General features: G+C 60.0%; 16 protein-coding genes. 2 read left to right on the top strand and 14 right to left on the bottom strand.

Annotated elements, in window-relative coordinates; translation table 11 throughout:
• Window positions 1-220: 220 nt before the first annotated feature.
• On the bottom strand, window positions 221-1,567 hold the full coding sequence (locus tag B5E60_RS10530; protein WP_087311459.1) for a tetratricopeptide repeat protein: 1,347 nt from the start codon (window positions 1,565-1,567) through the stop codon (window positions 221-223).
• A 61-nt stretch (window positions 1,568-1,628) separates the two neighbouring features.
• On the bottom strand, window positions 1,629-4,244 hold the full coding sequence (gyrA, locus tag B5E60_RS10525; protein WP_087311458.1) for a DNA gyrase subunit A: 2,616 nt from the start codon (window positions 4,242-4,244) through the stop codon (window positions 1,629-1,631).
• 606 nt (window positions 4,245-4,850) lie between these two features.
• On the opposite strand from gyrA, the gene B5E60_RS10520 reads away from it, so the two are divergent.
• The gene (locus B5E60_RS10520; RefSeq protein WP_087311466.1) at window positions 4,851-5,555 is read left to right on the top strand and encodes a hypothetical protein; all 705 of its coding nucleotides are present in this window, start codon (window positions 4,851-4,853) and stop codon (window positions 5,553-5,555) included.
• 77 nt (window positions 5,556-5,632) lie between these two features.
• On the opposite strand, the gene B5E60_RS10515 is transcribed toward B5E60_RS10520, so the two are convergent.
• The 7 genes from B5E60_RS10515 to B5E60_RS10485 form a co-directional block, all read right to left on the bottom strand.
• The gene (locus B5E60_RS10515) at window positions 5,633-6,235 is read right to left on the bottom strand and encodes a LolA family protein (protein ID WP_239403310.1); all 603 of its coding nucleotides are present in this window, start codon (window positions 6,233-6,235) and stop codon (window positions 5,633-5,635) included.
• 237 nt (window positions 6,236-6,472) lie between these two features.
• The gene (locus B5E60_RS10510; protein WP_087311457.1) at window positions 6,473-9,682 is read right to left on the bottom strand and encodes a DNA translocase FtsK; all 3,210 of its coding nucleotides are present in this window, start codon (window positions 9,680-9,682) and stop codon (window positions 6,473-6,475) included.
• A gap of 186 nt (window positions 9,683-9,868) precedes the next feature.
• Window positions 9,869-10,645: a glutamate racemase gene (gene murI, locus B5E60_RS10505; protein WP_087311456.1), complete on the bottom strand. Its 777-nt coding sequence runs from the start codon at window positions 10,643-10,645 to the stop codon at window positions 9,869-9,871.
• 254 nt (window positions 10,646-10,899) lie between these two features.
• Window positions 10,900-11,430 (bottom strand): shikimate kinase, encoded by a 531-nt coding sequence (locus tag B5E60_RS10500; RefSeq protein WP_087311455.1) that lies wholly within the window; start codon window positions 11,428-11,430, stop codon window positions 10,900-10,902.
• Window positions 11,431-11,444: 14 nt separating this feature from the next.
• Window positions 11,445-14,378 (bottom strand): DNA gyrase/topoisomerase IV subunit A, encoded by a 2,934-nt coding sequence (locus tag B5E60_RS10495; RefSeq protein ID WP_087311454.1) that lies wholly within the window; start codon window positions 14,376-14,378, stop codon window positions 11,445-11,447.
• Window positions 14,379-14,384: 6 nt separating this feature from the next.
• Complete coding sequence (locus B5E60_RS10490) at window positions 14,385-16,271, bottom strand: DNA topoisomerase IV subunit B (RefSeq protein WP_087311453.1); 1,887 nt, start codon at window positions 16,269-16,271, stop codon at window positions 14,385-14,387.
• A gap of 3 nt (window positions 16,272-16,274) precedes the next feature.
• Complete coding sequence (locus tag B5E60_RS10485) at window positions 16,275-17,003, bottom strand: lysophospholipid acyltransferase family protein (RefSeq protein ID WP_087311452.1); 729 nt, start codon at window positions 17,001-17,003, stop codon at window positions 16,275-16,277.
• 260 nt (window positions 17,004-17,263) lie between these two features.
• Here B5E60_RS10485 and B5E60_RS10480 point away from each other — a divergent pair, with 260 nt between their 5' ends.
• Entirely contained in the window at window positions 17,264-19,657 is a 2,394-nt protein-coding gene (locus B5E60_RS10480) for an outer membrane beta-barrel protein (protein WP_087311451.1), read from the top strand.
• Window positions 19,658-19,728: 71 nt separating this feature from the next.
• Here the strand turns inward: B5E60_RS10480 and B5E60_RS10475 are convergent, their stop codons facing one another.
• The 5 genes from B5E60_RS10475 to B5E60_RS10455 form a co-directional block, all read right to left on the bottom strand.
• Window positions 19,729-20,730 carry a DMT family transporter gene (locus tag B5E60_RS10475; RefSeq protein WP_087311450.1) on the bottom strand — a complete coding sequence of 334 codons (1,002 nt, stop codon included), beginning with the start codon at window positions 20,728-20,730 and terminating at the stop codon, window positions 19,729-19,731.
• A 1-nt stretch (window position 20,731) separates the two neighbouring features.
• Window positions 20,732-21,307: a LemA family protein gene (locus tag B5E60_RS10470; protein ID WP_087311449.1), complete on the bottom strand. Its 576-nt coding sequence runs from the start codon at window positions 21,305-21,307 to the stop codon at window positions 20,732-20,734.
• A 207-nt stretch (window positions 21,308-21,514) separates the two neighbouring features.
• Window positions 21,515-22,423: a TPM domain-containing protein gene (locus B5E60_RS10465; protein ID WP_087311464.1), complete on the bottom strand. Its 909-nt coding sequence runs from the start codon at window positions 22,421-22,423 to the stop codon at window positions 21,515-21,517.
• Between the two features lie 134 nt (window positions 22,424-22,557).
• The gene (locus B5E60_RS10460; protein WP_087311448.1) at window positions 22,558-23,355 is read right to left on the bottom strand and encodes a hypothetical protein; all 798 of its coding nucleotides are present in this window, start codon (window positions 23,353-23,355) and stop codon (window positions 22,558-22,560) included.
• Between the two features lie 157 nt (window positions 23,356-23,512).
• A complete protein-coding gene (locus B5E60_RS10455; protein ID WP_087311447.1) occupies window positions 23,513-24,796 on the bottom strand; it encodes an alpha-amylase family glycosyl hydrolase in 1,284 nt (427 codons plus the stop codon).
• Between the last annotated feature and the right edge of the window lie 42 nt (window positions 24,797-24,838).

Below are 24,838 nucleotides of genomic sequence, written 5' to 3'. Positions count from 1 at the left end.
GACCGGAGCACAGAGTATATAACCGATGTTCCGGCAATGCGCACAACCGACCGCTTCACACACTCTCACTCACCACACACCACACAAAAAGCCCGGCTCCTTACGGAGTCGGGCTTTTCTTTTTCCGGGATTGAGATCCGCGGGAGGTCCTGGCGAACAGGCCCCGGAACCCATCTGCAGTCCCGGGATCTATCCCCCCTGTGGGCCCCCGGGCGGGAAACTATTCGATACCCTTGGCCTGCTTGTAGAGGGCGTTGTAGGTATTGTACTTGTCCATCACACCGGGTTCGTCGCGCAGACGGAAGCAGAGCGACTTGAGGAACTCCAGCGTATCCATGTCCTCGGGTTTGATCTCGTGAGCCTTCTCGAACCAGGGCAGAGCGGCCATGTAGACCTCGTTTACGGTCTTCAGATCGGCGTCGTAGGCAGCCTGGCTGCTGTACTGCTTCTCGTTCATCTCCTTGTTGAGTTCGTCGCCCTTGATCGTGTAGAAGACACCCAGGTAGTAGTTACCCTCGAAGAGATCGGGCTTCAGCTCAACGACCTTCTCGAACGATTCGATGCTCTTGTCGTAGTCCTTCAGAGCGTAGAAGATACGGCCGCGGCCGAACCACAGGTCGACATTGGTCGGGTTGTCGGCAATGGCCTTGTCGATCAGTGCCACCAGGTCGGCGGGATCGCCCACACCCTCTTCCGAGGTGTAGAGCTGCATCAGGCCGTCGAGGATCCGCTCATTCTTCGGGAACTTCTCGATACCGGTCAGCAGAGCCTGCTTGGCCTTCATGATATTCTCCTTGTCGGCCTCGCGCTGACCATAGTAGCAGTGGAAGAGGTAATAGTAGATGTTACCCTCCTCATCGGCATAATTCTTCTCGATGGCCTCCTGGAGATATTTGCCGCCACGGACGAACGATTGGGGATTGTTCGAACCGTCGACCGTCAGCAGATAGCCGGCATAGTAGAGCAGTGCGGGGTCGGCCTCGCCGTAGGCGGGATTCGACTGAGCCTCGTAAGCCGTAGCATAGGCGTTGGCGGCGCCCACATAATCCCCGGCATCAAGACCGGCATTGCCGACCTGCGAGCAGAAGTCGCTGATCTGCTTCAGACCCTCCTTGACCTTGCCGGCACTCTTGGGGTCGAGTTCATAAGCCTTGTTGTAGGCTTCGATGGCCTTTTCGGGGGCATCCTTGATCACCCAACGGGTCTGCTTCCACGTAGCGACCTTGTTGTCCTTGATGTAGGCCGTGAACCAGGGATAGACCCATGCGGTATACTCCACACCGTTGAGCGTCTCCTGAGCGGTCGACTTGGGGTCTCCGACCGTCAGTTTGAGCATCGTAGCCTCCATGTTGACGAAGAGGTTCTTCGTCGGCTCGGCGGCCACCTCATAGAAAGCCTTACCGCGGTTGATCCACGTTGCGGCCTTTACTGACTTCTTCTCGTTGGCGATGTCGGCATCGCTCTTTTCGATCTTGGCGAGAAGCGCTTCCTTGTTTACCTTCTGGGCCTCGACGGCGGGAATCGCTACGAGCAGCGCCGCAAAAGCCGTCAAAATCGTCTTTTTCATACGAATTGGTTATTATTAAAAGTTCGGTTGTTACTCTCTTTTTCAATCAGCGTTCCTGTCATCAGTTTTCCGACTCGGGAGTCTGCGTGCCATCGGTCGGGGCATCGGTCTCCGGAGCCGAGGCATCGGTTGCGGAGGTGGCTCCGGCCTCGGCCGTTGCGGTCGCCTCGCTGCCTTCAGCTCCCTCGGATTGAGGATTCTCCTCCTCACTGGCAGCCGGTACGGCCATCACCGAAGCGATGGCATCGCCCTCACGCAGGTTGATGATGCGCACACCCTGCGTGGCGCGGCCTGCCAGACGGATCTGCGACACGGCCGTACGGATCGTCAGACCCGAGCGGTTGATGATCATCAGATCGTTGTCGTCCGTGACGGCCTGGATCGAGATCAACTTGCCGGTCTTCTCCGTGATGTTGATCGTCTTGACGCCCTTTCCGCCGCGGTTGGTGATGCGGTACTCGTCCAAATCGGTGCGCTTGCCGTAACCGTTCTCGCTCAGCACCAGCACATCCTGCTTCGAATCGGGTTCGATGCAGATCATGCCCACGACCTCGTCGCCCTCGTCGAGCGAGATGCCGCGCACTCCGGCGCCGACACGTCCGATCGGGCGCACCGTATTCTCGTTGAAACGAATAGCCTTGCCGTCGCGGGCGGCGATCATCACCTCGGCATGACCGCTGGTCAACTTGGCCTCGATGAGCTGGTCACCTTCCCGGATAACGATGGCGTTGACGCCGTTCTGACGCGGCCGCGAGTAGGCTTCGAGCTTCGTCTTCTTGATCGTACCGTCCTTCGTGCACATGATGATGTAGTTACTGTTGACATACTCCTCATCATTCAGGCGCTTGACGTTGATATAGGCGCGGACCTTGTCGTTGGGTTCGATCTGGATGATATTCTGAATGGCGCGGCCCTTCGACGAACGGGTTCCCTCGGGAATCTCGTAGACCTTCAGCCAGTAGCAGCGGCCCTTCTCCGTGAAGAAGAGCATCGTGTTGTGCATCGAGGCCACGTAGATGTGCTCGATGAAGTCCTCGTCACGCGTGGCGCTGCCCTTGGCCCCCACGCCGCCGCGGTTCTGCGTGCGGTATTCGGCCAGCGGCGTACGCTTGATGTAGCCCAGGTGCGAGATGGTGATCACCATGTCGTCGTCGGCGTAGAAATCCTCGGGATTGAACTCCTCCGAAGCATAGACGATCTCCGTGCGGCGCTCGTCGCCGTACTTCTCCTTGATCTCGATCAGCTCGTCCTTGACGATCTGCATCTGCATCTCGACGCTTCCCAACACCTCCGTCAGATGGGCGATCAGCGCCTGCAGTTCGTCGCGTTCGGCGACCAGCTTGCCGCGCTCCAGACCGGTCAGGGCCCGCAGACGCATCTCGATGATGGCCGAAGCCTGCAGGTCCGAAAGTTCGAAACGCTCCATCATGGTCTGCTTGGCAGCATCGGGGGTCTGCGACGAACGGATGATATGAACGATCTCGTCGATGTTGTCCTGGGCGATCAGCAGACCCAGCACGATGTGCAGACGCTCCTCGGCCTTGCGCTTGTCGAAGCGCGTGCGGCGTACGACCACGTCGTGACGGTGGTCGATGAAGTAGCGGATCAGGTCGCGCATCGACAGCAGCTGCGGGCGGCCGTTTACCAGCGCGATGTTGTTCACGGCGAACGACGTCTGCAGCGGCGTATTCTTGAAGAGCGTATTGAGCACCACGCTGGCCACGGCATCGTGTTTCAGAATGATGATGATACGCAGACCGTTTCGGTCCGATTCGTCGTTGATGTAGGAGATGCCTTCGATCTTCTTTTCGTTGATCATGTCGGCGATCTTCTTGATCATCTCGGCCTTGTTGACCATGTAGGGGATCTCCGTGACGACGATGCATTCACGGCCGCTGGGCGTATGTTCGATTTCGGTCTTGGCGCGCATCATCACGCGGCCGCGGCCCGTGAGCATGGCCTCCTTGACCCCTTCATAGCCGTAGATGATACCGCCCGTGGGGAAATCGGGGCCCTTGACGTAGTGCAGCAGCTCCTCGCCCGAGATCGCGGGATTGTCGACATAGGCACAGCAGGCGTCGACCACCTCCGAGAGATTGTGCGGAGCCATGTTGGTGGCCATGCCGACGGCGATACCGCTGGCACCGTTGACGATCAGCAGCGGGATGCGGGTCGGGAGGACCGTCGGTTCGGGGATCGTATCGTCGAAGTTGAGCGTCCAGTCGACGGTCTCCTTGTCGATATCGGCCATCACCTCGTCGGTGATCTTCTTCATGCGGGCCTCGGTGTAACGCATGGCGGCCGGGGAGTCGCCGTCCATCGAACCGAAGTTACCCTGTCCGTCGACCAGCGGGTAACGCATCGACCAGTCCTGAGCCAGGCGGACCATGGCGTCGTAGACCGACGAGTCGCCGTGGGGGTGGAACTTACCGAGCACGTCGCCGACGATACGGGCCGACTTACGGGTGGGTTTGTCGGAGTAGAGGTTGAGCTCCGCGCTCATATCGTAGAGGATGCGTCGGTGAACGGGTTTCAGGCCGTCCCTCACGTCGGGCAGGGCGCGCGACACGATGACCGACATCGAGTAGTCGATGTAGGCCGACTTCATCTGCTCTTCGATATTGATGGGGATGATCCGTCCCACCAAACCGGCATTCTTTTCTTCTTCTGTAAGCATCTATCTCTTCTGTATAACCGGATTTCCATGCGGGTCGTCAGTGCGGCCCGCCAAATAACGAACAAAAATAGTAATTTCTTGCGATCCGGGCAACTTTGGGCGCAGAAAAACGCACGCGCGTGGGATATTTTTTCAGGGGACATACCGTTTTTTGGCCCTTTTCGGGCGATTTGAGGCCCAAAAAATTTTCACCCGACAGAGGGTCGGACAAAACGGTCCGGGAGGATGGTCCGATTCGCACAAACCATCGGCCTTTCATCCAACCAACGACTTAAACCCCGGAGGCAGTTTGCAGAAAGAACGGTAGTTTTTGCCGGAAAAAAGAAGGTTGTCACGTTTTTTTCGCTATCTTTGTCGTAGGGCCATACCTGACCCGGACATACTGAAAGAAGCGTTATGCTTATCTTGTAGATGAAAACCTGAGAAATTTTCAAATGAGCAAAGATAGCATAGTGGCTCTCACGCTATGGCGTGGGCTGCTGTTGCTACATCTGCTCATTAGGTTTTCTCAGGACCTTCATCTAAGACGTGGCATTTGCGGCACCACGCTTCTTGTTTACAAATGACCGCCGGAGGAGCCGCCAGCGGGACAAAACGACAACACCCATGAAGAAATTTTTATGCGTAGCCATTGCTTTCGTCTGCACTACGGCTTTGCAAGCGCAAGAAACGGAAAAAGACGTCACAGAATTTCTCGGTATCCCGGTCGACGGATACAAGCCCGCCATGATTGAAAAGCTGAAAGCCAAAGGATTTCGCTATATACCTAATGAAGATTTGCTGGAAGGAGAATTCAATGGAACCGAGGTATATGTCGGTGTTGCTACAAACAACAACAAGGTCTATCGAATTGGATTAATAGATAAAAATAACCAAAACAAGACTGATATCAGAATCCGATTTAATTTGCTTTGTCGGCAATTCGAAAACAATCCGAGATATACATCTTTGAGTGAAGACCAAACTATACCTGAAGATGAAGATTTCGCCTTTGAGATGGCCTTCCGCAATAAACGCTATGAAGCCATATTTTACCAGAATCTTCTGACTGATTCACTATCGCTCGCCAGAAGAGCCCAGTTTATCACAAAAAAAGTTCAATCAGATCTATTACATAAATACACTCAAGAACAGATAGATAACCCGTCAGAAGAAATTCAATCAGAAATTTTCAACTTAACGGCAGAATATACGGCAGACATGCTGACCAAGAAATCTGTTTGGTTTATGATTTTAGAACATGCCAGGGAATATTACATTTGCATGTTCTACGATAACGAGTACAATAAAGCCAACGGAGAGGATCTCTAACGCTCTATCAACAACAGACGACGTGCCGCCATATTTTTAACGAACCAACTGACAATCCGCTCCGCCATTCGACAAGATTAACGGAAGTCGATGAACTCGTACCCCTCGAAGCGGCTCCGCTCGAAGCGGGCAAGCGGTCCCGCCAGCGGCGCGACACGCCGCACCACAACCCGGATGCGTTCGCCGTCATAGTCGTAATCGAGCTGCTCGGGACGCATCGTGGCGGTCGAGACCGTCACGGCGACCGTTCCGGCCGAGGCACCGCTGCCCTCCACCGGAGTCAGCCGGACCACGGCCTTGCCTCCCGTTTCGGAGAGGAGTTCGGCGCGGTAATCATCGCCCAGAAAATCGAACGCCCGCACGGGGTTGTTCAGGATGTTGCGGCTCGTGGAGTCGACTCCGGCAATCGTCACCTCACGCCGGTCGTTGTCGACCTCGTAGCGAACCTTTTCGTCGCCGTAGACCTCGGCATCGCCCAGCGAGAGGGCATACCCGGCCCCCTGCACGGCATAACTGCCTTCGGCACGGTAGTCGCCCGCCTCGATCACAAAGTCGACCTCATACCCCTTCATGGCACGGAATCCGGCCGCCAATCCTTCGAGAATCTCGGCGGCGCGTCCGGCCGCCGACACCGTCCCGACACCGGCAGCCATGGCCAGCAACAACAACCAGCGTTTCATATTTTACACGTTTGATTTATCCTTTAAACGATTTCCGCCCGGGTTTGATTGCCTGACTCCCCGCTTTTTCGGACTTATCCTTTTGAACCCCGCCATCCCGGCATACCCGATACTCCCGGCACTCACGGTTCCAACGCCGCACACTCCCGCTCCACTGCACACGGTTCCAACGCCGCACACAACTCCACACCAGACACAGTTCCACCACCAGAGGCTCCCGGCCCCGGCTGCCGACCCTTACGAGACGCCCAGATCCTGCAGTTTGGCTTCGAGCGAAGGCAGGTCGTAGAAGAGAATATCGCGGGGTTTGGCACCCTGCTGACGGCCGACGATACCGGCTCGCTCGAGCTGCATCATGATACGGCCCGCGCGATTGAATCCCACCTCGTAGTTGCGCTGAATCATCGACGTGGAGATCTGGCCGCTCGAGACGGCATCACGGGCAATCTCGGCAAAGAGCGAATCGTACTTCACCGGAGCCGACGACTCTTCGCTGCCCATCTGGCCGCCGCCGTCGCTGTCGGGCGTATAGTCGGGCAGCGCATAGGCCTCCGTATAACCCTGCTGTTTCGAGATGTAGTCGACGATGCGCTCGACCTCCTTGGTTTCGACCAGCGCACACTGGATACGGGTCAATTCGCCATCCTTCGAGATGAGCATGTCGCCGCGGCCGATCAGCTGGTCGGCACCCGGACGGTCGATGATCGTCCGCGAGTCGATCATCTGCATCACACGGAAGGCGATACGGGCCGGGAAGTTGGCCTTGATCTTACCCGTGATGACGTCGACCGACGGACGCTGCGTGGCGATGATCAGATGAATACCGATGGCACGGGCCTTCTGGGCCAGACGCGTCACGGGCGTTTCGACCTCCTTGGCGGTCATGATCAGGTCGGCGAACTCGTCGATCACCACCACGATATAGGGCATGTAGCGGTGGCCGTGCATCGGGTTCAGCCGCCGGGCCACGAACTTGGCGTTGTATTCGGCGATGTTGCGCACCTCGGCCTTCTTGCAGAGTTCCAGACGCATGTCCATCTCCGAGCAGAGGGCGTTCAACGTGTAGACGGCCTTCTTGGGGTCGGTGACGATGGCCTCGTCCTCGGACTGCATCTTGGCCAGGAAGTGGCGTTCGATCTTGGCGTAGAGCGAGAATTCGACCATCTTGGGGTCGATCATCACGAACTTCAGCTGCGCGGGGTGCTTGCGGTAGAGCAGCGAGGTGATGATGGCGTTCAGCCCCACGGACTTGCCCTGGCCCGTGGCACCGGCCACCAGCAGGTGGGGCATCTTCGTCAGGTCGAAGACGTAGTTTTCGTTCTGGATCGTGCGGCCGATGACCACCGGCAGTTCGGCCTTCGACTCCTGGAAGCGCAGCGAACGGATGGCCGAATACATCGAAACGATCTGCTTGTGGCGGTTCGGGACCTCGATACCGATCGTACCGCGACCCGGGATCGGGGCGATGATGCGAATGCCCGATTCGGCCTTCAGACTCTGGGCGATATCGTTCTGCAACCCCTGGATCTTCGAGATCTTGACCCCCTGGGCCTGGACGATCTCATAGAGCGTGACCGTAGGGCCGACCGTCGCCTTGATACGCTGGATCGGGATGCCGAAATACTTGAGCGTCTCCTCGATGCGGGTCTTGTTTTCGTAGATCTCCTCGTCGGAGACCCCTTCATCCGAAATGTAGTCCTCCAGCAGCGTCACGGGCGGCTTGTGGTAGTTCATGAGATCCTTCAGCGGGTCGTAGCTCTCCGTGGGGATCGACTTTTCGTCGACGAGTTTGGCCTCGCGGGACTCCACCGTCACCACAACCCCCTCCTTGGCGCCTTCCGCCGCCGAGACTCCGGCCGCGGCCGTCACTCCACCGGCCACCCGCGCATCGGATGCCGGCAGACCGGTCTCCGTCCCGGTCCGAACCGCCTCCTCCGGCGCCACGTCCGTCGCTGCGGCGGGCATGCGCTCCGACAGGGGTGTCTGTACCGCTTCGCCCGACGTTCCGGGATGCTGCTCCGGGGCCGACCCGGCAGCCGGCTCGATCGTCCGCTCGACGAACGGTTCGTCGGATGCCGCCTCCGTTTCGGGGCTCTCCTCCCCGACCGTAATCTCGATAAACGGATCGTCGCCCGCACCGCCTGCACCGACCGAGGCCGTACGCCGCGGCTGGGGACGCTCCAACTCGATCAATCCGCCGCGACCCATCACCACACGCCCCTCGGGACGGGAGAGATCCACCTCCGTGAACTCGTCATCCTCGTCCGTCATGACGGCAGGCTCGATCGGGCGTCCGTCGGGAGTCAGCTCCACAAAGGGGCTCTCCTCCTCACCGGATTGCCGCTGCACCCCGCTTCGCGGAGCCGGCACGGGCTGTTCCGTCGCTCCAGGCCGGGGCTGCACATACGACGTCCGCACCGATTCCGACTGCGCCCCGAAGGCTCCGGAATCCCGCACGTCGCGCGTACCTTCGGCCCGTACATCGTTCTGCAACGCCGAGGCCCCTCCCATACGCTCCGCCACGGCTTCGCGTCCGGTCGCAACGCCCCGTCCGGTTTCGCGGTCCACGGTCCGGTCGTTCTCCATCGCGGCTGCACGCCCGGTCTGAGCCTCGCGTCCGGACTCGGTTCTCCGGGTCTCCCCGCGACGCGTCTCCGGGCCTCGCCCCGCGGCTGCCGCAGCAGGAACCGCCGATTCCGACGCCTCACCCGGCACATCCCCGGACTCTTCGTCGAACGCCGTATCGGCCTCCGCCGCATGGGCATGTACGACCTTGCTGCGGACCGTATCGACGATCTTTTCACTCTGGCCGACGAGGACGTTCCCGGCCCGGTTGACCTTGTTGATGAAATTGCGGTTGATGAAGACCCCGGTGAGAATCCAGCCGCCGATCAGGACAATCAGCGTTCCGAGCGAGCCGATGGCGCCGGGCAGCACTCCGATGGCAGCCGTCTGGCCGACCGCATGACGGCTGGCCAGCAGATTGCCGAATGCGCCGCCCCACCCGGTGCTCGAGCAGAGGCTCCAGCGGGCATCGAAGAGATAGCCCAGCGAGAGCGATCCGAGAATCATGATGAAGCAGAGCGAGAGGATCGACTGGTTGATCCGCAGGGGTTTCTGACGGATGATCCGCACCCCCAGGAGAATCAGCATCACGGGAATCAGGATACCGAAGACGCCGAACGAATTGTCCACCAGCAAACGTCCGAGCCGGGCGCCGAGAGGGCCGCAGGGATTTTCGACCTCCGCACCGACCCATTCGCGCTCCTCGGTCGACTTCTGGAGCACGCTCTGATCGTCGGCCCAACTGAAAAAGGAGAAAAAGACCGCCGCCGCGACAAAGATGCCCACGCACAGCAACAACAGACCCGCAATCCAGCGGGCGCTGTCGCGATTCGAGCGCTGAACGTTCTGCCGAGCGTTGGAAGAGGTATTTCGGGATGCCATTGCCGTTGAATTCTTACACCTGAAAGATCGAGCGAAGTTACGAATTTTTTCCGAGATTCCGGGCCTCGCGCGGGTGAAAAGGGACAAAAAGGGACAAAAAAGAGCGGAAGCCGATCTTCGGGCCGCAGGCTGAAACGGCCAAACGCGGCCCGGCGGTTTCAGGCGCCCCGTTCCAATGCGCCCGAACTACAAGGATTCCAGTGCCTTGCGTTCGAGACGTCGGCGATAGGCCTCGTCGGCGAACGTACGGAACTCAAACGTCGGACGGTGCATCCGCGAAGCCCTCAGACCGTTTTCGTCAAGCAGTTGCTCAACCCGCCGCGCCACGGCCGGCGACGGATCGACGATCGTCACCCCGCGCCCGGCGACCACCCGCTTCAACACGGGCAGCAGGAAGGGATAGTGCGTACATCCGAGCACAATCTGGTCGGCGCCCCGCTCCAGCATCGGCTCCACGGCGGCCCGCACGCAGGTCTCGGCCTCGGGCGTCGATTCCCGGTCCGACTCGACCAGTTCGACAAAGCCGCGCCCCGGAACCGTCAGCATCTCAATGCCTTCGCCATACCGGGCCGCCGTATGGCGGAACAGCTCGCCGTCGAGACTCCGCTCCGTGGCCAGCACACCCACCACCCGGCTGCGCGTGGCCAGACAGGCGGGTTTCACCGCAGGCTCCATGCCGACAATCGGCACTCCGGCATACTTCGCCCGCAGAGAGTCGATCGCCGCGGCCGTCGCCGTATTGCAGGCCACCACCACCAGTTTGCACCCTTCATCGTGCACGAGCCGTCCGACCGCCTCGTCAGCCAGCGCGCGGATCTCCTCTCCGGGACGCGAACCGTAGGGACAATTCTTGCCGTCGCCCAGATAGACCAGCGATTCGGCAGGCAGCAACCGCCGGATCTCGCGCCAGACGGTCAGCCCGCCCAGCCCCGAATCATAAACACCTATGGGAGAATCGTTCACTTTGTTTCGTTGTTTACTCTTGCCCGGATGCCACGTCGGGTTCCGCGCCTCCGGCCCCGTACTTCCCGTTACGCCTCCGGCCCCGTACTTCCCGTTACGTCTCCGGCCCCGTGCTTCCCGTTAGCCTCCGGCCCTGTGCTTCCCGTTATGCCTCCGGCCCCGTGCTTCCCGTTACACCTCCGGCCCCGTGCTTCCCGTTACACCTCCGGCCCCGTGCTTTCCCCCCCCCGTTAGCCTCCGGCCCGGAGCACCCGTCATTTTTCCGGTTCCGCCCCGTCGCCGAGGATGCGGGCCACAATCTCATCGTCCGACAAGCGGTCGCACTCGATCGCCAGCGTCGCCCGTCCGTAGAAGGGGTCGCGTTCGGCCATGTCCCGCGTCATGAAGGCTACGAGCTCCTCATCATTGAGCCCCTGCAGCCGCGGACGTTTGCGCCGTCCGTAGGGGCTCAGCCGCCCGGCGATATTCTCCGCCGAACGCCGCAGATAGATCGTCCGCCCGGCAGCATTCATACGCTCCATGTTGTCGCGCCACACCGGAAGACCGCCGCCCGTGGAGACAACGGCCGATTCATTCCCGGCAATGGCCTCTTCGAGCACCGCACGCTCCACCTCGCGGAAATGCGCCTCGCCCTCGTAACGGAAGAGATCCGAAACCGAAGCCCCTTCACGGGTCTCGATCAGCGTATCCGTATCGAGAAACGGGACCCCCAGGCGCCGGGCCAGCCGACGCCCCAGGGTGCTCTTGCCGCAACCCATGTACCCAACCAGAAACAGCAGCCCCATCGTTCGTTTTTTTGTCAGAAAAGATTCAACTGTTCGGGGTCGATCATCTGGTCGGCATCGCCCTTGGGCCGTTCGATCTCAAACTCCACCCCGCCGGCATTCGAGCCCGAAGGCGGAAGCCCTGCATCCGACAGCGTCGGCACCGGTTTTTCCCCACCGGAAGCTCCGTCGGATGATTTTCCGGACTTTGGATCAGCCGTTTGAACGTCGTTATCTGAAGTATCCGTCAAGTGATCGCCGTCAATCGCCTCATCGTCCGAAGGTTCCGGCCCGGGAGTCAGCTCCGGTTCGATCATCCGCAGTGTATCCACCTCGTAAGTGGTCAACCGCTTGCCCTTGGCGCGATGGCTCTTCACGCCGACAAATTCGTCGACGTCGATCAGATCGGCCGGCCGCGAGGCGTGCGCCCCCCTGTAGGTGATCTCCAGTTTGGCCCCCGCCCGCTCGGTCACACAGACAAAGCGGTCCTCCGGATCGAGGAACTCCTGCATCTTGTCCGACAACTCGGCCGTGAAACGTTTCAGATAGTAGTATTGCTGCTCCTGATCGTAGTAGCAGAGGCTGTAGACCCGGTGGGCCGAATAGCGGCCCACATAGGTCGTATCGTCGGGGAAGTGCTGTCCGAGGTCGTAGCCCGTAATGTAATACTGGTTCTTGGCCGTCCAGACGATCAGTTTGTCGTCGCCCTTGAACTCGCCCAGCAGGCGGCCCCGGCCGTCGGCATTCAACCTCCGCACATCCTCGTCGTACCAAATATCCTGACCGCCCAGCGTCGAGGTGCCCCGCTCCTTGAGGACGATCTTGTGGATGCCGTAACGCGAGAAGAGGTTGCCCTGGCTCTGGCGGCCCTTGATCGCAAGCGTCGAGAAATCCAGGTCGACAATCACCTTCTTCAGACGCGGACGCGGCTTGAAGTAAACCTTCAGCACCTCGGCCTCACCGTTCGGATTGACAGACATATAGAGAATCTCACTCTTCGGCGTTCCCTTCGTGATGTTGTACTCCTTGTCGCGCGTGATGCCCTTGATGGCGCAGCGCTTCATCATGATCGGTCCGTTCTTGCCGTCGCGGTAGAGGACGTTGTAGATCGTCCGCTCGTCGTTGCGCTTGAAGATGCCGATGTAGTAGATCCCCTTGTCGAAGAAGGCCTTCTCGCTCACCTTCGTGATGATGTAGCGTCCGTCCTTCGTGAAGACGATCACGTCGTCGATATCCGAGCAATCGCACACGAACTCCGCATCCTTCATCGTCTTGCCGATGCCGAAGAAGCCCTCCGCCCGGTCGACGTAAAGTTTGGCGTTCGTCACGGCCACCTTCGTCGCCTCGATCGAGTCGAATTCGCGCAGCTCCGTGCGCCGTTCGCGCCCCTTGCCGTACTTGTCGCGGATCCGCTCGTACCACGCCACCGCATAGTCGGTCAGATGGTCGAGGTTGTATTGCGTCGTCTTGATATCCTCCTCGATCTGGCGGATCTCGTTGTCGGCCTTCTCCGAATCGTAGCGCGAAATGCGGATAAATTTCAGTTCCGTCAGGCGCTGCACGTCTTCAAGCGTCACTTCACGTCGCAGCTGTTTCTTGAAGGGTTCCAGCCCCTTATCCACGGCCGCATAAGCCTCTTCGCGAGTCTTGCACCCCTCGATCAGCTGGTAGAGCCTGTTCTCGATGAAGATCCGCTCGAGCGACGCCGCATGCCACGCCTCGTTCAGTTCGCCGAGGCGGATCTGAAGCTCCTGTCCCAGCAGCGCGCGCGTATGGTCGGCCGAGCGGCGAAGGATCTCCGACACGCCCAGAAAGTGCGGTTTGTCGTCCCAGATGACGCAGGCGTTCGGCGCAATCGAGACCTCACAGTCCGTAAAGGCGTAGAGGGCGTCGATCGTCTTGTCCGACGACTCGTCCGGCGCCACCTGGATGATGATCTCCACCTTGTCGGCCGTATTGTCGTCCACCTTGCGGATCTTGATTTTCCCCTTGTCGTTGGCCTTGATGATCGACTCCTTGATCGACTCGGTGGTCGTCGTGTAGGGGATTTCGGTGATGGCCAGCGTCCGCTTGTCGATCTTCGAGATCTTCGCTCGCACCTTCACCGTACCGCCCCGCAGACCGTCGTTATAGCGGCTGACGTCGGCCATGCCGCCGGTCGGAAAGTCCGGGTAAAGCTGAAACTCTCGACCCTGAAGATGGGCGATCGCAGCGTTGATCAGTTCGTTGAAATTGTGCGGCAGGATCTTCGACGCCAGACCCACGGCAATACCGTCCGAACCCTGCGCCAGCAGCAGCGGGAACTTCACCGGAAGCGTCACCGGCTCCTCCTTGCGGCCGTCGTACGAGAGCATCCACTCCGTGGTCTTCTTGTTGAAGACCACATCCAGCGCGAATTTCGACAGCCGCGCCTCGATGTATCGGCCCGCGGCCGCCTCGTCGCCCGTGAGGATGTTGCCCCAGTTACCCTGGCAGTCGATCAACAGATCCTTCTGTCCCAGCTGCACCAGCGCATCCTTGATCGAGGCGTCGCCGTGCGGGTGGTACTGCATGGTCTGGCCCACGAGGTTGGCCACCTTGTTGTAACGGCCGTCGTCGACCACCTTCATGGCGTGAAGAATGCGTCGCTGAACGGGTTTCAGGCCATCCTCGACGTGTGGTACGGCACGCTCCAGAATCACGTACGAGGCGTAATCCAAAAACCAGTTCTTGTACATGCCCGTCAGTTTGCGCACGTCACCCTCGTCGTGTGTCAGGCGGTCGAACTTTCCCGAGCGCCGCACTCCGCCGCCCGACGCTCCGTTCGCGGCGGAATCTCCGGCAGCCGTTGCGCCTTCGGCCCCCTCGGCCCCTTCAGCCCCCTCGGCCTCCTCGTCTGCACCGTAGTCCGATTCGGGCGTCGAGGCATCCTCGTCGAAGGCCTCCTCCGGAAGCAGCGTCTCGTCGTCTCTATGTTTGTCTCTTGCCATAATTCGTCAGTTGATTTTCAGATCCTGCTCCACGAGGTCCTCCTCGATACGCAGATTGTCGATGATGAAGCCCTGCCGCTCGTAGGTGTTCTTGCCCATGTAGAACTCCAGCAGGTCGTGGATCGGGTCGTCCTTCGTGATGCGCACCATGTCCAGGCGCATGTTCTCGCCGATGAACTCCCGGAACTCGTCGGGCGAAATCTCGCCAAGACCTTTGAAGCGCGTGATCTCGGCACTCGTACCCAGTTTCGCAATCGCACGCAGCCGCTCCTCCTCCGAATAGCAGTAGATCGTCTCCTTCTTGTTGCGCACGCGGAACAGCGGCGTCTGCAGCACGAAGAGGTGCCCCTGACGGATCACGTCGGGGAAGAACTGCAGGAAGAAGGTCATCATCAGCAGCCGGATGTGCATGCCGTCGACATCGGCATCCGTCGCGATCACCACCTTGTTGTAGCGCAGGTTGTCCATGTCCTCCTCGATATTCAGCGCCGCCTGCAGCAGGTTGAACTCCTCGTTCTCGTAGACCACCTTCTTCGTCAGCCCGAAGCAGTTGAGCGGCTTGCCGCGCAGCGAGAAGACCGCCTGCGTACGCACGTCGCGGCTCTTGGTGATCGAACCCGACGCCGAATTGCCCTCCGTGATGAAGATCATCGACTGCTCGGCCAGTTCGTTCTTGTCCGTGCGGTGGATCTTGCAATCGCGCAGCTTGCGGTTGTTGAGCGACACCTTCTTGGCCGTTTCACGCGCCTTCTTCTGTACGCCCGAGATCGCCTTGCGCTCCTTTTCGTTCTCGACGATCTTCCGCTGCAGGATCTGAGCCGTCTCGGGGTGTTTGTGCAGGTAATCGTCGAGGTGTTTGCCCAAAAACTCCATCACGAAGTTGCGGATCGTCGGGCCCGACTTCGACATCTCCTTCGAACCGAGTTTCGTCTTGGTCTGCGACTCGAAGATCGGGCTCGAAACCCGGATCGAAATGGCCCCGATGAACGACGTGCGGATGTCCGACTGGTCGTAGTCCTTGTGGTAGAACTCGCGGACGGTCTTGGCAAAGGCCTCGCGGAAGGCCGCCTGGTGCGTGCCGCCCTGCGTCGTGTACTGTCCGTTAACGAACGAGTAGCAGCTCTCGCCGTAGCCCGTGCCGTGGGTGATGGCCACCTCGATGTCCTCGCCCAAAAGGTGAATCGGCGGATAGAGCGGCTCCTCGGACATGTTCTCGTTCAGCAGGTCGAGCAGTCCGTTCTTCGAGGCGTACGACTTGCCGTTCAGGCGGATCGTCAGCCCCCGGTTCAGGTACGTATAGTTGCGCACCAGCTGCTCGACATACTCCAGATTGTAGCTGTAGGGGCCGAAGACCTCCTCGTCGACCCGGAAACGGATCTCCGTGCCGTTCTTCTCCGTGAGGCCGCTCTCCCAGCGGTCGCTCTGTTCGAGGCCCTTCTCGAAATAGACCGTATGGGCCTCGCCGTCGCGCACCGACCGCGCCCAGAACTGGCTCGAAAGGTAGTTCACCGCCTTGACGCCCACACCGTTCAGACCCACGGTCTTCTTGAAAGCCGCGCCCTCCTCGTCATCGTCGTACTTGCCGCCCGTATTCATCACGCTCACCGCCGCCGAGAGCGACTTGAGCGGAATGCCGCGCCCGTAGTCGCGCACCGTCACCAGACCGTCCGCAACCGTGATGTCGATCTGGTGGCCGAAACCGTTCATGTACTCGTCGATCGAGTTGTCGGTCACCTCCTTGATCAACACGTAGATACCGTCGTCGGGCTGCGTGCCGTCGCCCAGCTTGCCGATATACATGCCCGGACGCAGCCGCACGTGCTCACGCGGGGTGAGCGTCCGGATCGCGTCGTCGCCGTAGTTGTTCTGATTCGTATTGAGTAAATCTGCCATAGTCTATCGTTTTTGCCGGATCTCGGCCAGCGCCGCGCACATCGAGTCGTGGACCTCCTCCATCAGTTCGTGCGGGTCCGTCGCCGCCACGCGCTCCGCCGGAATCGGCGGCAGAACCCGGATCGTGATCCGGTTGCCCCAGTTGAAGAGCAGATTCCGGCGGACCAGCGTCCGCGTGCCGTCCATCACCACCGGCAGGATATCGACCCCGGCCTCACGCGCCAGCGTGAAGGCCCCCGGCTTGAAACGGTGGATCTCCCCGTCCTTCGAGCGCGTCCCCTCGGGGAAGATCGCAATCGACGCCCCGCGCGAGATCCACTCCTTGCCCTGGTGGATCATCTGCTCCAGCGCCGCGGTCGCACGTCCCCGGTTGATGCAGATGTCGCCGTGAAGCACGAGGTACTGCCCGAAGAAGGGAACCTTGAAGACCTCGCGCTTCGATACCCACCGGAAATTGAGCGGCAGGTAGTACAGCGTCGGAATGTCGATCACCGTGTTGTGGTTGATGACGATCACGTACTGCTTCCGCCGGTCGATCAGCTCACGGCCCTCGACCCGCTGGCGCCAGCGCAACGGGATGAAGAAAAAGATCCGCACCAGAATGCGCGACAGTTCGTGGACCACCCGACGACCCCGGTCGAACGGGTAGCAAACGACCAGCGCTACGGCCGACAGAATCATGAACACGGTGCACAGCAACACCAGAAATACGTAGTACAATGCGCTCAACATAAGGCTCTTGATTTCCGTTCGGGAGGGCCGCAGAAAAGCGCCCGCAACCCTATCAATCTGCAAATTTAGTGATTATTTCCCGGCTTTCCTACCCTACCGCCGATCGTTTTTTCAACATTTTTTCCCGGGCCTTCCCCTTTTTATATATGTATCCACTTTTTTCAAAAAAAATTAGTACTATGCATTGCAAAGTATAAATATTTTTACATATCTTTGTGGTGTAAACAAATCGGCCTCGTGCCAAAAACCCGATACTTCCCATGAAAAAGTGGATCATTTGGATCGTGATGATCATCTGCGCCATTGAGGCTTCGGCCGCCAGACTCTGCCCGGCTCACGGGCGCGTCGTCAATGAACAGGGCAAAGCCATCGAATATGCAACGGTCGTCCTCCTCAGGGAGGGACGCCAGGTGGCCGGCATGGCTACCGATGCCGACGGACAATTCCAACTGGAGGCCGCTCCCGGCCAATACGACCTCCAGATTCAATACCTCGGTTGCGAACCCCTCAAGCAGTTGATCCGCGTCGAAGAGAACAACGATCTGGGCGACTTTGTCCTCCGCAGCTCCCCGACCCAAATCGAGGGGGTTGTCGTCTCGGCCCGGCTCGTCCGGCGCGAGGCCGACCGTTTCGTCGTCGACGTGGCAAACGCCCCTGCAGCCATCGGAAAGGACGGCATCGATCTGCTCGAACAGGCCCCGGGCGTCTGGATCGACGGCGAGAAGATCTCCATCAACGGCAAAAGCGGCTCGAAGGTCTACATCAACGACCGCGAACTGAAGATGGACAACACGCAGCTGCTCACCTATCTGCGCTCGCTGCGCGCCGAGGAGATTCAGAAAATCGAGGTCATACCCGTCACCGGAGCCGACTACGACGCCGATTCCGCCTCCGGCGTCATCCGCATCACCCTCAAAAAACGCCGCGAAAACGGCCTGAACGGATCCGTCGCCTTCAACACCTCGCAAAGCCGATACATCCACACCTACGACCCCTCGGCCAACATCAACCTCCACTCCGGAAAGGTCGACTTCTACTCCTCCATCTGGGGATCGCTGGGTAACCAGAGGTTGATATCCCGCGAAAACACCCGCTACAACGCCTCGGGAAAGAACCTCCAGGCAATATCCAACGCACGGCACAACCAACGCAACTACGGCATCAATGCCGGCAGCCTCTTCGAAATCAACCCGAAGAACAGCCTCGGCGCCGAATTGTCCGTCTGGCACAACGGTTCGTGGGGGCCCACCTCCACCTCGACCGACCTCATGGATCAGCAGGCCACGGTCAACACCCGCAGCCGGTTCGACAACCACGACCGCGGAAACAACTACACGGCCACGTTCAACTACATCCTCAAACTCGACACCCTCGGCTCAACCCTCAAGCTGCTGGCCGACTACACCCGCCGGGATGCCGACTCGGGCAACGACAATTCAAGCCGCATCACCTCAGGTCCCTCCGTCGTCGACTCTCTCTACCGGGATGCCGCCACAAGCCAATACGACATCATGACCGCCTCTCTGGCCCTCGAAAAGAACTTCTCTCCCCGCTGGACACTGAAGGCCGGAGCCAAGTACACCTTCAACGACATGCGCAACGACGCCCTCTACGAATACCGCAAAGCCGACGCCTGGCTGCGAAACAACGGGCAGAGCTATACGGTCAACTACACCGAAAACATCGCCGCGCTCTATGCAACCGCTTCGGCCCGGCTCGGACGCTGGAGCCTCGTGGCCGGTCTGCGCGGCGAGTACACCCACACCCACGGCAAAAGCGGCGGCCTGCGCCAAAACTACTTCTCGCTCTTCCCCAATGCCAACATCTCCTATACGCTGGCACCGGAAAAGGGCCACTCGCTCATCCTGCAGTATGCCCGCACGATCCAGCGCCCGAACTTCTGGTGCCTCAACCCGCAACGCTCGCAACTCTCCGACTACACCTATCAGAGCGGAAACCCGTCACTCGATCCCGCCTTCCAGCACGACGTGAATCTCACCCTCGTGCTGGCCAACAAATACTCACTCACGGGAGGCGTGCAGATCATTGACGGTGAGATTCTGCAAACGATGCTCTCCGACCCCCAGAACCCCGACATGCTCCACATCAACTGGGTCAACTTCGACGCCACGACCAGCTACTACGCAACGGTCAACCTCCCCTTCCAACCCGCCAAGTGGTGGCAGATGAACCTCAATGGCGTCTACATGCGCCGCGGCCAGCGCATCGAACAGCACGGTGAGCAGCACTTCTGCAACTGGGTCTTTGCCAATGTCTCGAACACCTTTTCGCTGCCCGCCCGGTTTTACATCGACTGCGCCTACTTCTACCAGGGGCGAATCGACCTGGGGACCGTCTGGGTCCTGCCCAGCCACTCGCTGCAGGCCGGCATCAAGAAGCGTCTCGGCGAGCAGTTCCTCCTCTCGCTTTCGGTGCGCGGCATCCTCGACCAGGACCAGCGGATCGGGGCCAGCGGCGACAACGAGGACTTTGTCCGCATGATGCACATCAGTCAGGCGTGGGGCAAGATTCAGTTCCGATTCGGCGTGACGTGGAATTTCCAGAGCGGAAAGGCCTTCCGAAAACGGGCCGTCGAGGCGGCATCCGCCGAGGACCGGGAGCGGCTCTCGAAAGGGTCCGGGACTGGATTCTGACCCCAAACGAAAACGGCTCGGCAAAGGGCTCCGGGAGGGGGGGGGAGAGAGAGAGAAGAGAAGCGGGGATTTCAGACGGATCCATGCCGGTGGTGGCGAGGGTGCGGCAGCGGAAGGCGCCGCGCCCAGCGGTGGGCCCACCGCGGCAGGTGAGGCCGGCGCATCCAGTGGGCCAGATGGGTCACCGCGTTGGGGACCGGAAGCGACTGTCCGGCGATGATCAGCGTCACGGCCACCAGAATCAGCACCACCCCCACGCCGATCCGCAGCGTAAAGGCCTCCCCGAAGACCACAACCCCGAAAAACAGCGCCGTGACCGGTTCCAGCGCCCCGAGGATCGCGGTCGGTGTCGAACCGATGCGGCGGATCGCCCCGGCCATCGTCACCAGCGAAATAATCGTCGGAAAAAGCGCCAGCGATATGGCATTCACCCACAGCAGCAACGTGGGGATGGCCTGCAGGTCGGCGCATCCGCGAAGCCGGACCACGTAGACCAGCGACCCGAATACCAGACAGTAGAAGGTGAGCTTCTCGGTCGGCAGATTCCGCAGCGACGAGCGGTTGATCGCCACGATATAGATCGCATAGGAGAGCGCCGAAAGGAAGACCAGCAGGACACCCGTCAAGTTGAGCGTCGTACCGTCACCGCCCTTGTAGAGCAGCGAGATGCCCGTGCAGGCCAGCACGATCGACAGCACCGTGGAGACGGTGACCCGCTCGTGAAACCCCACGGCCATGATGACGGCCACCATCACCGGATAGACAAACAGAATGGTCGAGGCAATGCCCGCATCCATCAGGTTGTAGCTCTCGAAGAGCAGCAGCGACGAGGCCGAAAAAAGGAGGCCCATCACCGCCAGCGGCACAATGTCGCGCCGGTTCAGAGCAAACGACTGCCGCCGGAAGAGCATCAGCGCACCCAGCATCACGACCGCCAGCACATACCGATAGAACAGAACCGAATCGGCCCCCATCCCTGCACCGTAGAGTGGCAGCGCAAAGAGCGGATTCAGGCCGTAGCTGGCGGCGGCTATCGCTCCCAGCACATAGCCGCGCGTACGTTCGCTGAGCATCTCAGAACTTCACCTCGGGGACCGTTTCGCTCCCCTCCGAAGCCTCGAAATAGGGCTTGCGCTCGAATCCGAACATCCCGGCAACGAGATTCGTCGGAAAACGCCGAACCGTCCGGTTATAGCTCTCGGCCGCCTGGTTGAAATCCTGGCGCGCTACCGAGATCCGGTTTTCCGTCCCCTCGAGCTGCGCCTGAAGCTCCAGAAAATTCTGGTTTGCCTTCAGGTCCGGGTAGTTCTCCGCAACGGCGATCAGACGGCCCAGGGCCGAACGGACCCCAGCCTGCGCCTGCTGGAACTCGGCCAGCCGTTCGGGCGTCAGGTCGTCGGCCGAAAGGTTGATCGACGTGGCCCGCGTCCGCGCTTCGGTCACCTCCGAGAGCGTCTGCTGCTCGTGCGCCGCGTACCCCTTGACCGTATTGACCAGGTTCGGAATCAGATCCGCACGGCGCTGGTACTGCGTCTCCACGTTCGACCACGCACTCCGTACCCGCTCCTCCTTGTTTACCAGCCCGTTGTAGGAGCTGTAAAGGAAGAGGACCACAACGGCGACTACGCCGATCCAAATCCATTTTTTCATTGTTCCCGTTTGTTTACTTATTTATTATTATTCCTGTTTTCCCGTTTTCATGCGGCTTCTGCAGGCCCGGATTATCAGGGCTCCGGCTTGAGAGGGTCGCTCCGGCGTGAGAGGGTCGCTCCGCCCGGTGTCACCCGCAAGGTGCAGGCCAGACCCCGGCATCATCCGCAGACCGTCCCCGGCCCGAGAGACAAATCCTGGCCGGCGTCACCAGCTCGAACCGGCTCCGCCGCCACCGAACGAACCACCGCCAAAGCCGCCACCGAACGAGCCCCGGCCGCCGCCGAAGCCCCCCAGTCCGCCGCCGATGAACACTCCGCCACCCGGACCTCCGAAATGATCATCGCCGTAGGAGCGGAACCGACGACGGAACCGATGTCCGCAATGCCGGCACTCATACTCGCACTCCTCGACCCGATAGGCCGGTGTCACCTCCAGCGTCTGCTCCGACACCTGGCGCAGCGCACGGTGTCCGCAATTCGGGCACGGGGTGCGCATCCGTTGCCGGCCCAGCCACACCAGCAGCGGAAGGCCCACGAAAACACCTCCGATCAGCGCCAGAATCGCCCACCACGGAAGCTCTCCGTCGGACGCCTCGCTCAAATCCGGATCGCCCCCTTCAAGCACCCGGGCCGCAGCCTCCACACCGCTGACCATGCCCGCACTGTAATCCCCCGTACGGAAGAAGGGAATCATGCGCTGCATCTGGATCCGCTTGCAGAGGGCGTCGGGAAGGATGCCCTCCAGTCCGCCTCCCGTCACGAAGCGAATCTCGCGCAGATGCTTCACCAGCAGGATCCCCAGTCCGTTGTTGCTCCGCGAAGAGCCCACGCCCCAACTCCGGAAGAGTTCGATGGCAAACGAAAAGGTATCACCGCCGGCAATGTCGTCAACGACCACAACGGCCACCTGCGCCAGTCCCCGCGTGCGAAGCGACGCGCAGATCGAGTCGATCCGCCGGGTCGCATCCGCCGTCAGGATCCCGTCGGGGTCCGACACGTAGCGCCGTGCATCGAGCCGCTGCACGTTCGGAATCTCCCCGGGACGGTACGTTCGAGCCTGCGCAGCGGTCAAACTCAGCAGTCCGAGCATCAGTATCACTATGATTCGTCGCATCGTCATATCTCAAGCGCAAAGATAACGAAATATTCTCCCCGTGCAATCCCGGATCGGCCTTGAAGCCGTCCCGACCGCAAAAAAAACGGCCCGCATCCCTGCAGGCCGTCCGTTTCCGCGAGCAAAACCGCCGATCAGAAGCGGAAGCTCAGATAGATTCGCATCGACGAGGTCTTCAGCTTGCGCTTCGGCGCCGACATCTGATCCATCACATCCCCCATCGACGGATTGTCCTCCTCGCCGAACGAATCCTCGTCGAAATCCAGCCCGTCAAACGTCAGACCATTGTATTTGGCCGATCCCCAGCGCCATTCGACTCCCAGCGAGATGGCCTTCCACGCCACGGCACAGCCCGCATTGAGCATCGTCACGTAGTGGTGATGAAACGTCTCGTCCATGTAGAGCATCGAATAGGAGGGCGTCACCCGGAAATAGCCGCTCACCTTCAGGTGGTGCACCGGATTGATCGTCACCGACGGTCCGAACTGCATGCCTAATTCCGCCTGATGCATATCCGACGACTCCGTCGTCCCCGACTCCTCGTCGCCATAGTCAATCGACGACTTCGCGTAGTTGATGTCCAGCCACGTCCAGTCCAGCCCGAACTTGATCATCCCCGCAATCGGTTTCTTGTGCAGGTAGTAGGTCTTGCCGTTGCTCAGCGACACGCCGAAGTCACTCGTGATGTCGCCGCCAAAGGTCTTGTCCGTCAGCGTCTGCTTCACATAGCCGATATTGAAATACTTCGCCCGGTCCTTCCAGATCGCCTGATTCAGGTTCTCCTTCTCGAGGGTCGCCACATTCGTCGTCAACTGGTCCACGACCTGCTGCAGCGAATCCAGACGCTGAGCCGTCGCCTCTTTCGTCTGCTCCTGGGCCCGGACCCCCGAAACCGCAAGAGCCAGAATCATCAGAATGTAAAATTTCTTCATGCCTTTGCTGTTTATTGTATGTTTGGTAAATGAATGTTCCGTCTCCGTTCCACCGCCCGGCTCCTCGACTGCAGTCAGGCCACCTCCATGCACACAATTTTGACAAAGATAGATTATTTTTTCCTTCCGGAAAAGTTTTTTCCCCGATCTTTTCTGTTCATCGCGTCAGAATCCGCCAGCTCCACGGCTCCATATCCTCCTCGACCCGACCCCGGAGCTCATAGGCACAGCCCGTCATCGCATCCGTATACATCCCCGCATAGATCCCCGTATAGTAGTCGGCGTGGATCCGGTAGGGCGACAGATTCATCACCGCAATCACCCGATTGCCCGAAACTTCGCGAACCAGAATCATCAGGCAGTCCTCCGCATTGTTGCGGATCTCCAGCAGCTTGCCCCCGCGACCGCCCGACGCCAGCGCCGCATTCGCATGGCGCAACGACGTCAAACGTCGCAAAAACTGCGTATGTTCGTTCTCGTGGTAGCGCTCAGCCGGGATCGGATCCCGGTCGAAAAACGAAAACGAATGGTCGTAACCGATCTCCTGTCCCGTGTAGAGCAGCGGCAGCCCCCGCGGCACGACAAACGTGAAGAGCGTCATCACGGCCCGTGCCGCCCCCAGACGCGCGAACTCCGTACCGTTCCAACTGTTCTCGTCGTGGTTGGTCGTGAAGCTCAGGCGCATGGCCCACTCCGGATAACGGTGCTGATCGGCGTAAAGGTAGTCCCGCAGCGAGGTCACACGGACCCGTTGGGCCGCCACGTCGTTCATCAAATGGTGCATCTCCCACGCATAGCACGCATCGAAGGCCCCCTGTTCGAAGAGGTTCGGCTGCTCGGCCTCGGCCAGCAGAAACAGATCCGGTTTCAAGGCCCGAAGCCGCCGGGCCGTCGCATTCCAGAAGGCAATCGGAACCAGCATCGCCATGTCGCACCGGAAACCGTCGACGCCGTGTTCCCGGATCCAGAACTCCATCGCCGAGGCCTGGTCCTCCCACACGCCCGGCTCCGCATAGTTGAGTTTGGCCGTGTCGCTCCAGTCGCACGGGATGACCGCCGCGCCCGACGAATCCCGCTCGTACCACGACGCCGGGCGTTCGCTCAACCACCGCGCATCCCGCGACGTGTGGTTGGCCACCCAGTCCAGCAGCACCTTCAGTCCCAGCCGGTGCGCCTCCGCAACAAAGGCATCGAAATCGGCCAGCGTCCCCAACTCCGGATTCACCGCACAGTAGTCCCGGATCGAATAGTAGGACCCCAGCGTCCCCTTGCGCGACTCGACTCCGATCGGACAGATCGGCATCAACCACACGGCATCAATACCCAACTCCTTGAGAAACGCCAACTTCGCAGCTGCCGCACGGAGCGTCCCCTCCGGCGTCAACTGACGCACGTTCATCTCATAAATCACCGCCTGATAACTCCATTCCGGATGCAACATGTATCTTACCGCTTTTTCGTTTATGATTCCTGTCCGGATTCG

The sequence above is a fragment of the Alistipes sp. An116 genome (assembly GCF_002161005.1).
GTDB classification, from domain to species: Bacteria; Bacteroidota; Bacteroidia; order Bacteroidales; family Rikenellaceae; genus Alistipes; species Alistipes megaguti.
The sequence above is the reverse complement of the archived record's forward strand: the minus strand, read 5'-3'. Positions and strand labels throughout refer to the sequence as shown.

Coding starts and splice junctions, on each gene's coding strand:
- B5E60_RS10460 (WP_087311448.1), bottom strand. CDS start 23,355: ATGAAGAAATTTTACATTCTGATGATTCTGGCTCTTGCGGTTTCGGGG.
- B5E60_RS10470 (WP_087311449.1), bottom strand. CDS start 21,307: ATGAAAAAATGGATTTGGATCGGCGTAGTCGCCGTTGTGGTCCTCTTC.
- B5E60_RS10515 (WP_239403310.1), bottom strand. CDS start 6,235: ATGAAACGCTGGTTGTTGTTGCTGGCCATGGCTGCCGGTGTCGGGACG.
- B5E60_RS10490 (WP_087311453.1), bottom strand. CDS start 16,271: ATGGCAGATTTACTCAATACGAATCAGAACAACTACGGCGACGACGCG.
- gyrA (WP_087311458.1), bottom strand. CDS start 4,244: ATGCTTACAGAAGAAGAAAAGAATGCCGGTTTGGTGGGACGGATCATC.
- B5E60_RS10520 (WP_087311466.1), top strand. CDS start 4,851: ATGAAGAAATTTTTATGCGTAGCCATTGCTTTCGTCTGCACTACGGCT.
- B5E60_RS10495 (WP_087311454.1), bottom strand. CDS start 14,378: ATGGCAAGAGACAAACATAGAGACGACGAGACGCTGCTTCCGGAGGAG.
- B5E60_RS10485 (WP_087311452.1), bottom strand. CDS start 17,003: ATGTTGAGCGCATTGTACTACGTATTTCTGGTGTTGCTGTGCACCGTG.
- B5E60_RS10530 (WP_087311459.1), bottom strand. CDS start 1,567: ATGAAAAAGACGATTTTGACGGCTTTTGCGGCGCTGCTCGTAGCGATT.
- B5E60_RS10475 (WP_087311450.1), bottom strand. CDS start 20,730: ATGCTCAGCGAACGTACGCGCGGCTATGTGCTGGGAGCGATAGCCGCC.
- B5E60_RS10480 (WP_087311451.1), top strand. CDS start 17,264: ATGAAAAAGTGGATCATTTGGATCGTGATGATCATCTGCGCCATTGAG.
- B5E60_RS10510 (WP_087311457.1), bottom strand. CDS start 9,682: ATGGCATCCCGAAATACCTCTTCCAACGCTCGGCAGAACGTTCAGCGC.
- B5E60_RS10465 (WP_087311464.1), bottom strand. CDS start 22,423: ATGCGACGAATCATAGTGATACTGATGCTCGGACTGCTGAGTTTGACC.
- B5E60_RS10500 (WP_087311455.1), bottom strand. CDS start 11,430: ATGGGGCTGCTGTTTCTGGTTGGGTACATGGGTTGCGGCAAGAGCACC.
- B5E60_RS10455 (WP_087311447.1), bottom strand. CDS start 24,796: ATGTTGCATCCGGAATGGAGTTATCAGGCGGTGATTTATGAGATGAAC.